Source organism: Streptomyces sp. NPDC051567 (genome assembly GCF_044454165.1).
Taxonomy (GTDB): Bacteria; Actinomycetota; Actinomycetes; order Streptomycetales; family Streptomycetaceae; genus Streptomyces.
In genome coordinates this window covers 20,247-27,194 of the sequence record NZ_JBITDK010000048.1, presented here as the reverse complement: position 1 = coordinate 27,194, position 6,948 = coordinate 20,247, and the positions used below count along the sequence as shown (strand labels likewise).

Genomic DNA, 6,948 nt, shown 5'->3' with positions numbered 1-6,948 from the left:
CCCACGAGCTGTTCGGGAGGCCCTGCCTTCATGCCCGGACCGTCGGAAGATCACCCCGCCGGGCAACCACACTCGAACTCATGCCCACCATGCTCAATAGAGCAACGGCTTCTTAGATATCACCCTTTCAGCACTATGCAATGAATGAGCGAATAGTCACGCTATGGGGCAGAGAGTTCGTGTCGGCCCAGCCTTGTCATCCACCACCGGAGGATTCTTCATGCACAACCAGACACACGAGCAGTCCATCGCCGGATCGGCGGAACCGGGTCTGCTGGGGCGGCGCAACATGATCAAGGCCGCCACCCTGGGTGCCGCGGCGATCGGGCTGGGCGGCAGCCTCTCCAGGGAGGCCGCCGCAGCCGGCCCGCAGGGCTCAGCCGACCCCGCACGGAACGCGCTCCTGCCCAACATCGTCAACCTCTACTGCACGAGCGCCGCTGCCATCTACGACGGCAGCGGCAACGCGACCATGACGATCACCGTCGGCAACTTCAGCAGCGTGGCCGCCACCGGCCCGGTCTCGCTCAAGGTGATCACCCCGTTCTACGCCAACGTCAACAGCCTGCCCTCGGTCAGCGGGGCCACCTCCAGCTGGCTCTACCAGAACACGGACGCCGACGTTCCCTCGATCATCAAAGTCGCCTTCTCCGGGTTCCCCGCCAACTCCTCCACCACCGTCACGGTCTCCTTCAGCCTCGACCCCGGAGCATCCGGCCCGGCGCCCCTCGGCCGGGCCATCTTTACGACCGACGCGGGCAACACCCAGGACCAGGACAGCGACCTGACCCGCAACACCTGGGCGTTCCTGTTCGTGAAGTCCAGCCTGCCTACACCCGCACCCGGCAACACCAACCTGTTCTACACGCTCTCCGAGCAGCCTCTGGTGACGGGGGGCGCCGCGGCGAGCGTCCCGTTCAACTTCTACAACGGTGCGGGCACTCTGCTCGACGGAACCGACCACGTCGCGCACTTCACCTTCTCCACCCCCTTCTACACCCGGGTTCCCTCCTCCGGCCGGCCCGCCGGATTCACCGCGCTCTACGAGAACGACGACCCCGCGATTCCCTCCGTCTACCGGCTCGCCGTACCCGCGGGCATCGGGGCACTGGGACCTGCCGCGCCCACCACGATCAACATCCCCTTCCAGGCGCAGACCGGAGCCCCGAAGATGAGGTCCATCTCATCCGGCATCGTGCTTCCCACGGGAACCGACACCCAGGGCGACCTCTCCACCTCCCACCACCGTTTCGGCTTCCTCAACGTCGTCAACACCGCTGTATAGCGGCCTGTCCTCAACGGAACGCCCGCGAACCTCTGTCCCATCGCCTGCGGGGTGTGAGGCCGTACTCGTGGTTCACCGGGGGGTGGTTCCGGGGTCAGGTTTCCCGGTTCTGGGGGTGTCTGTCAGGGGGGGGCTCGGTGGCGCTGACGGCTCGGTGCTGTTCCAGCGGCGTTCGGCCGGCAGGCCGGGGACCGGTGGTGCGGGCGGGGAACCGGATCAGAGGTGCACGACGCGAAGGCTGGGCCGACGACGCCCGGCCCGGTTCTCGGGGGTGACGGTGTGGTCGGTGGCCCGCGTTCAAGGGCGGGGGACTGTTCCTGGCCGGAGACGGCCACTCAGGTGCGGGGTCGGGGAACCAGGTGGCCGAGGCGATGTTCACCGTACTGGGCCCTGACCCTGGCTCCCGGCCTGGTACGGGCCGGTGTTCTGCCGGTTGTTCGGGGACGACCGGGTGCAGGAGGTCCGGCCGCGGCCCCGGTGAGAACCGGCCGACGGCTACTCCGCACGAACCGTCCGGGAGACCTTGCAGGGCCGGCGCCCCGCCCGGAGGCATCCGAGTATTCACCGTCAGTTCCCCGCACCGTGAGGAGAGTTCCACCATGGGCATGAGCCGCACGCTCACCGCTACCGTCGTTGTCGCCGCCGTTCTGACGGCTACCGCTCTGGGAACCGCGCAGGCCGCGACGGCGGGCAGCGCCGCACCGTCGGCCTGCCGGCCCGCCAACCATCTTGCGAAGATCGCCCAGGACCGGTCCAGCGCGGGCCACCTCCACTTCCGGGTGACCCTGACCGCGCCCAGGGGCTACGCCCCGTGCACGCTGGCCGGTTCACCGGCCGACCTCAGTTTCTCCGGTCACGGCAGGACGCTGCCCGTGACCGCGGGGTGGTACGGCGACCAGAACGCCACGGTGACCTTCGGACCGGGCCGACCGGTCCACTTCGACATCCAGGTCCCCGACACCGGCCGCACGACCCCGGCCGACGAGGCATCGTTCACCCTCCGCGCACCCGACGGGATGATCCCGGGCACCTCCGTCGCCGAAGGCGCCTTCGCCGTCACCAAGGGCACCCTCATCGGCCCCGTCCAGCCCGGCGCCTGACCACCACCGGGGCACCGGGACGGGCGTCCCCCACGCGGTGGCGGCGTCCTGGAGCAGGGACTCGGGCAGGTGATCGGCACATACCCCCATCAGGAACGGCGGGGCCGTGTCGAGGCGTTCGCGGATCGTGAGGTGCTCGGGTCGGGCGGGCATCTCGTACCTGCCGTGGGCGCGGCGACGGCGCTGGCGGGCCCGTACTCCTGGAAGACCTGCTGGAGCCGTTCCCGGCGCCGCTCACGGAAGGAGCCCCGCCGTGGGAATACTCGGAGACAGCCTGGAGCGCGCCGCCCAGATCACCAGGACCCGCCCGGTCCCCAGGTCGGCGGGTGCGCGGATGCGCCACCTCGTCGAGCAGACCAAGTCCACGAAGACGGCGGCCGCTCTGCGGGGGATCTCGCAGCGCACCGTCGAGCGGTACGTGCGCGACCCGATCCGGACCCCGCGCCCCGAACACGTCGCCCGCCTCGAAGCGGAGGTGCGGCGCCGGTGGCAGCCCCTGGTCCGCAAGCGCGCCCGGGAGAAGGCCACCACGCAGACCGGCCTGGTCATGGAGACGAGGGACCGGTTCGGGTTCACCGCCGCGCCCGGACCGGTCGAGGCTGATGTCGACCGGTCCGGGCCGATGGCCGTGCTCTTCTCGGTGCCCGGCCCCCGGGTCGGCGAGGGCGGCGGCCGAGTTGCGTGTCCGGGCCATTCGGGGAGCGTCGGCAGGGTCACCGGGATGGCGAGGACCGGGACACGTCGCGCCTGTGTCACGGTCGCCCCGTGACAACACCGGGACGATACGTATACGGAGGTCGGAAATGGTCATGTCCCTGAAGGGTCTGCCACGGTCCGCCAAGCTGTCCGTGCTCGTCGCGGTGAGTGCGCTCGTGTGCTCGGCGTTGACGGGAGCCGGCAGGCAGCCGGCGGCCGCTGCCGCGCCCAGTGCCCGAGCCCTCGGCGCGCAGGTGGGCTTCTGGGCGGGCCAGGACGTACAGCCGTGCCTTGCGGAGGACCCGCTGACGTGTCCACGCGATCTCAGCGCGTTCACCGACGCGGTGTGGAACACCCTGGCCGCCGGCCACAGCCCGCTCTACGTCGACCTCGTGTACGGCTCCGACTTCGGGCCCGCACTGCCGGGCGAGAACCAGCGCACCGATGGGCTCGCCCTCGTCCAGCAGGCCAATGCCCGGGGTGTCCCGGTCAATGCCTGGATCACCATGCCGCTGGACGAGGGCACCTTCGACACCGAGCAGAACGCCGCCCTCGTCCAGAGCGCCGTCAAGGCGTTCCACAGCTGGTCGCTCGCGAACGGCCTGCAGTTCTCCGAGACCGTGCTGGACCTGGAATCCCCCACCGGCGACCAGGCGGTGACCCAGGCACTGACCGGCGGCGACCTGACCGGTTTCAACGCCCTGCTGACCGCCGGCAGCCTCGATCCCGCCGCGCAATGCGCCGCGATCCGCACCTACGCCGACACCATCACCTGGGCGCACCAGAACGGCATGCGGATCGCGGGCTCGCCCGTACCGTACGCGCTGGACGACCTCGACAACGGCAGCATCGCACTGCAGGCCGCGCTCAGCATCACGGCCTTCCCTCCATCGGGATACGACCAGTACTTCCTGCAGGCATACCGCGCCTTCGGGATCGACCTGGGATCGGGCTACGTGGCGTCCTACTACACGGACATGCAGCACCGCTTCGGTACCGCGGGGCAGGTCACCATCGGCAACGCCGGACTCCCGCCCTACAACAGCCTGAACACCATGGTCGATGACGTCAGGATGCTCGCGGGACTCGGTGCCACCACGATCCCGGTGTTCGACCTGGAAGGCACCGTCCAGGCCTTCGGCGCCAGCGGCGTGCAGAGCCTCATCCAGGCAGGCCACGACCCGATGACCGGCAGCCAACTCACCGCAGCCACCCGGATGACCCCCACCGGCGCCGCCGCACGCGCGCTCTTCCACACCCTGGATACGACCGCCACTGCCGCCACACCCCTCACCACCGGCCGACAGCCCAACCCGTACCCGGGCGCCTGCCCGTGAACCCGCCGTGTCTGGGCGCGGCGGGTTCATCCCCGTACCCCCCGTACGCCCCGGACCCGGAGGTACCGCGCCGACCGGGCGGCGGCCGGGGGACCTGAAACCACGTCAGCCCCGGCTGGCCGACGGTGCCCTTGCCCGGCGCGGGCGGGAGACCTCGGGCCGGACAGCGCCGGGGGCTGCGCGAGGCCGGGACCGTCCGGAAGAAGGGTGTGCTGTGCCTGGAAATGCTTCTACGCGTCGTTGAGGAAGTCGGCCGGAAGCTGTGCGGCGGCCTCCCGGCCGCTGGTCAGGAGAGAGCGGTCGGGCAGGACGTGCAGCTCGGCGGCGGGGAGCAGGCCGGCCATCTGTTCTCCCACGTCAACACTGTGGGCCAGGTCGTTCTCGTGACACATGATCATGACCGGTGTGGTGACGCGGGCGAGATCCTTTGTGTTCCGGACCGGGTACATGGCCCCGACCTCTCGCAGACGGTTCGCGTAGCCGTGCTCGATGAGGAAGGCGGCACGCTTGGTGCTCCAGGAGCCCGCGGCGCTTTGGGGCATCGGCGGGCACACCCTGATGAGCATGGCGGCGGCCTTGTCCACCTGGCCTTTCTCGACGTGCTCGGCCAGGTCTGCGAACCACAGACAGGGTGTGTCCGCCCCGCGACGGTCCAGGGTGGCCGGCAGGAGGATTACGGCGCGTCGCAGCAGGCCGGGATGGTCGACGAGGAGGCGCAGAACGGCTCCGGCCCCCATGGACAGGCCCACCGCGCGGTCGCCGGCGGTATGCGCGCGGACCGCCAGCAGCTCGCCGACCAGGGTGTCGTACCGCAGTGGCCCCGGGGCGGCCTGCGAACGCCCGTGGCCACCGAAGTTGAAGAAGGCCTGCCGTCCAGCGACCTGGCTCGCCAGTCCGGCCAGCTGTGTCATGGTGTCGCCCAGGCCGTGGGCGAACACGGTGGTGGCCGTCCCGCTGCCACGCAGCGCGTATTCGATGGGCCGTCCGTCCAGAAACAGGATGCCGGTGGGATCGGGGCAGGGCTCATCCATGGCCGGCCGCCTCCACGACGGAAGAGCACACCGGCCGGCACCCGGGCTCCGTTCCCGGAAGGACCTCGCTGTGAAACGCACACGGGACATCCGGCGGCATGCCGTCCATGCGCGTGGTCCCGGCACCAGGGCTGCCGAGTACGGGCGGCCGGCTCAGCCGCTTCGTCGCACAGCGGCGCATCGTCCCTCCACGTCATTCCCAGGTCCACCAGTAACGTCTCCAGCCCTTCCGGAACCGGGCACACTCGAACTGGAACCGGGAGCAGAACCACACCGAAGGCGCATTCGTGTCTCTTCGTCAGCCTGGGGTCGTAGCCTGGGGCCGCGCTCACCGGCCCGTGTCCGGGGTGTCTGCCGTGTGGGTCCGGTCAGGACACCTTGACGGAGACGGATCCGAAGTCCCGGAAGGTGGTTCCGGCGGTGACTGTGGTGCGCGGCTGCTCCGTGCAGTCCTCGCTCAGGTACACGGTGAGGTCCTGGTCGGTGTTGTTCTCGAAGGCGACGCTGGAGTCCGGGGCGTCTCCGCTCAGCCGGTAGCAGCCGGCCGCCGGGTTGACGATCTCCTCGACGGGGTCGCCCTCTCCGGGCGGGTGGAAGACGCCGGAGTCGAGGGCGGTGAGTCTGCCGGTGGCGTCGGCATGGGCATAGGTGTGGGCGTGGGCGGGGGTGCTGAGGGCCGCGGCGGCGGCCATGGCGACCAGCGGGGTGACGGTCAGTGCCAGAAGTTTGCGCACGGGGTGCCTTTCGGTTCATGACCGGACGGTCTGCCCGGCCGGGTCAGCTCTCCCCTGTGAGGGTGGGCGGGAACCCGGACCGGCTGTGGAACCACACCTTCAGCTCCTTGCCGTCCACCGCGAGCAGAGCGGGTGCGGCGCCCCTGGGGTCACGTGCAGGGGGCGTACCGAGACCTGCTGGTATGCCGCCGATCACGGCTGCGAGGGCTGGTTCGTTTCCGGTTCGGTTCGCCCGAACTCTCGATGAACTTCCCATGGTCATTGCCCGGCGGGTCGAAATTCACGACCAGGAAGTCGGCACTCTCGAATCCCGGCCTACCGGCGCATGTGCTCAGCCCCATGCGCGCTGGCGGCCGGGGCCGGTGCGAGGTGATCGGCCAGGAGCCCGGGGGCTGAGTCCCGGAGCCGGACGACATGTTCGAGCGTGAGCGGGAGTACTGCACCAAGGGCTGGTAGGGCAGCCCTTGTCATCGCGCGGGTGGAGAGAGGGCCGGCGCCACGGGGCACAAGGGGAGCGGGTGTTCCTGGTGGTCGTCGTGCCCGGTTGTTCCCACAGGCAGGAGCTGTACGGGACCGGGGGCAGCCCGCTGGCCGCGGAGGTGGCCGGTACTACAGTAACCCCGACGGTCTTCCGGACGGGGATCATGCCGAGGACCAGATGGGGCTGTCGCAGGACAAGCGCATCAGCAGATAGCCGTTGGTACCCGCTGTTCCGGACGTGTTGGGAATGGCGGCGCCGGGAGGGACACCACCCAGAGTCTGCCT

Annotated in this window: 6 protein-coding genes; 4 read left to right on the top strand and 2 right to left on the bottom strand. The window is 70.0% G+C overall.

From position 1 onward, the window contains the following. Window positions 1-220: 220 nt before the first annotated feature. From ACIA5F_RS29980 to ACIA5F_RS29965, 4 genes are all read left to right on the top strand, one after another. Entirely contained in the window at window positions 221-1,285 is a 1,065-nt protein-coding gene (locus tag ACIA5F_RS29980; RefSeq protein ID WP_399358425.1) for a hypothetical protein, read from the top strand. A gap of 599 nt (window positions 1,286-1,884) precedes the next feature. Next, entirely contained in the window at window positions 1,885-2,385 is a 501-nt protein-coding gene (locus ACIA5F_RS29975) for a DUF4232 domain-containing protein (protein WP_399358423.1), read from the top strand. Between the two features lie 253 nt (window positions 2,386-2,638). Beyond that, window positions 2,639-3,154, top strand: a complete 516-nt coding sequence (gene tpg, locus ACIA5F_RS29970; protein ID WP_399358421.1) for a telomere-protecting terminal protein Tpg — start codon at window positions 2,639-2,641, stop codon at window positions 3,152-3,154. 40 nt (window positions 3,155-3,194) lie between these two features. Beyond that, window positions 3,195-4,418: a hypothetical protein gene (locus tag ACIA5F_RS29965; protein ID WP_399358419.1), complete on the top strand. Its 1,224-nt coding sequence runs from the start codon at window positions 3,195-3,197 to the stop codon at window positions 4,416-4,418. Window positions 4,419-4,648: 230 nt separating this feature from the next. On the opposite strand, the gene ACIA5F_RS29960 is transcribed toward ACIA5F_RS29965, so the two are convergent. Next, the gene (locus ACIA5F_RS29960) at window positions 4,649-5,449 is read right to left on the bottom strand and encodes an alpha/beta fold hydrolase (RefSeq protein WP_399358417.1); all 801 of its coding nucleotides are present in this window, start codon (window positions 5,447-5,449) and stop codon (window positions 4,649-4,651) included. A gap of 368 nt (window positions 5,450-5,817) precedes the next feature. Beyond that, a complete protein-coding gene (locus ACIA5F_RS29955) occupies window positions 5,818-6,183 on the bottom strand; it encodes a hypothetical protein (RefSeq protein WP_399358415.1) in 366 nt (121 codons plus the stop codon). Between the last annotated feature and the right edge of the window lie 765 nt (window positions 6,184-6,948).

What these genes read in the sequence shown, in the direction of transcription:
- ACIA5F_RS29980 (WP_399358425.1), top strand. Translation starts at nt 221, where the DNA reads ATGCACAACCAGACACACGAGCAGTCCATCGCCGGATCGGCGGAACCG.
- ACIA5F_RS29975 (WP_399358423.1), top strand. Translation starts at nt 1,885, where the DNA reads ATGGGCATGAGCCGCACGCTCACCGCTACCGTCGTTGTCGCCGCCGTT.
- ACIA5F_RS29965 (WP_399358419.1), top strand. Translation starts at nt 3,195, where the DNA reads ATGTCCCTGAAGGGTCTGCCACGGTCCGCCAAGCTGTCCGTGCTCGTC.
- ACIA5F_RS29960 (WP_399358417.1), bottom strand. Translation starts at nt 5,449, where the DNA reads ATGGATGAGCCCTGCCCCGATCCCACCGGCATCCTGTTTCTGGACGGA.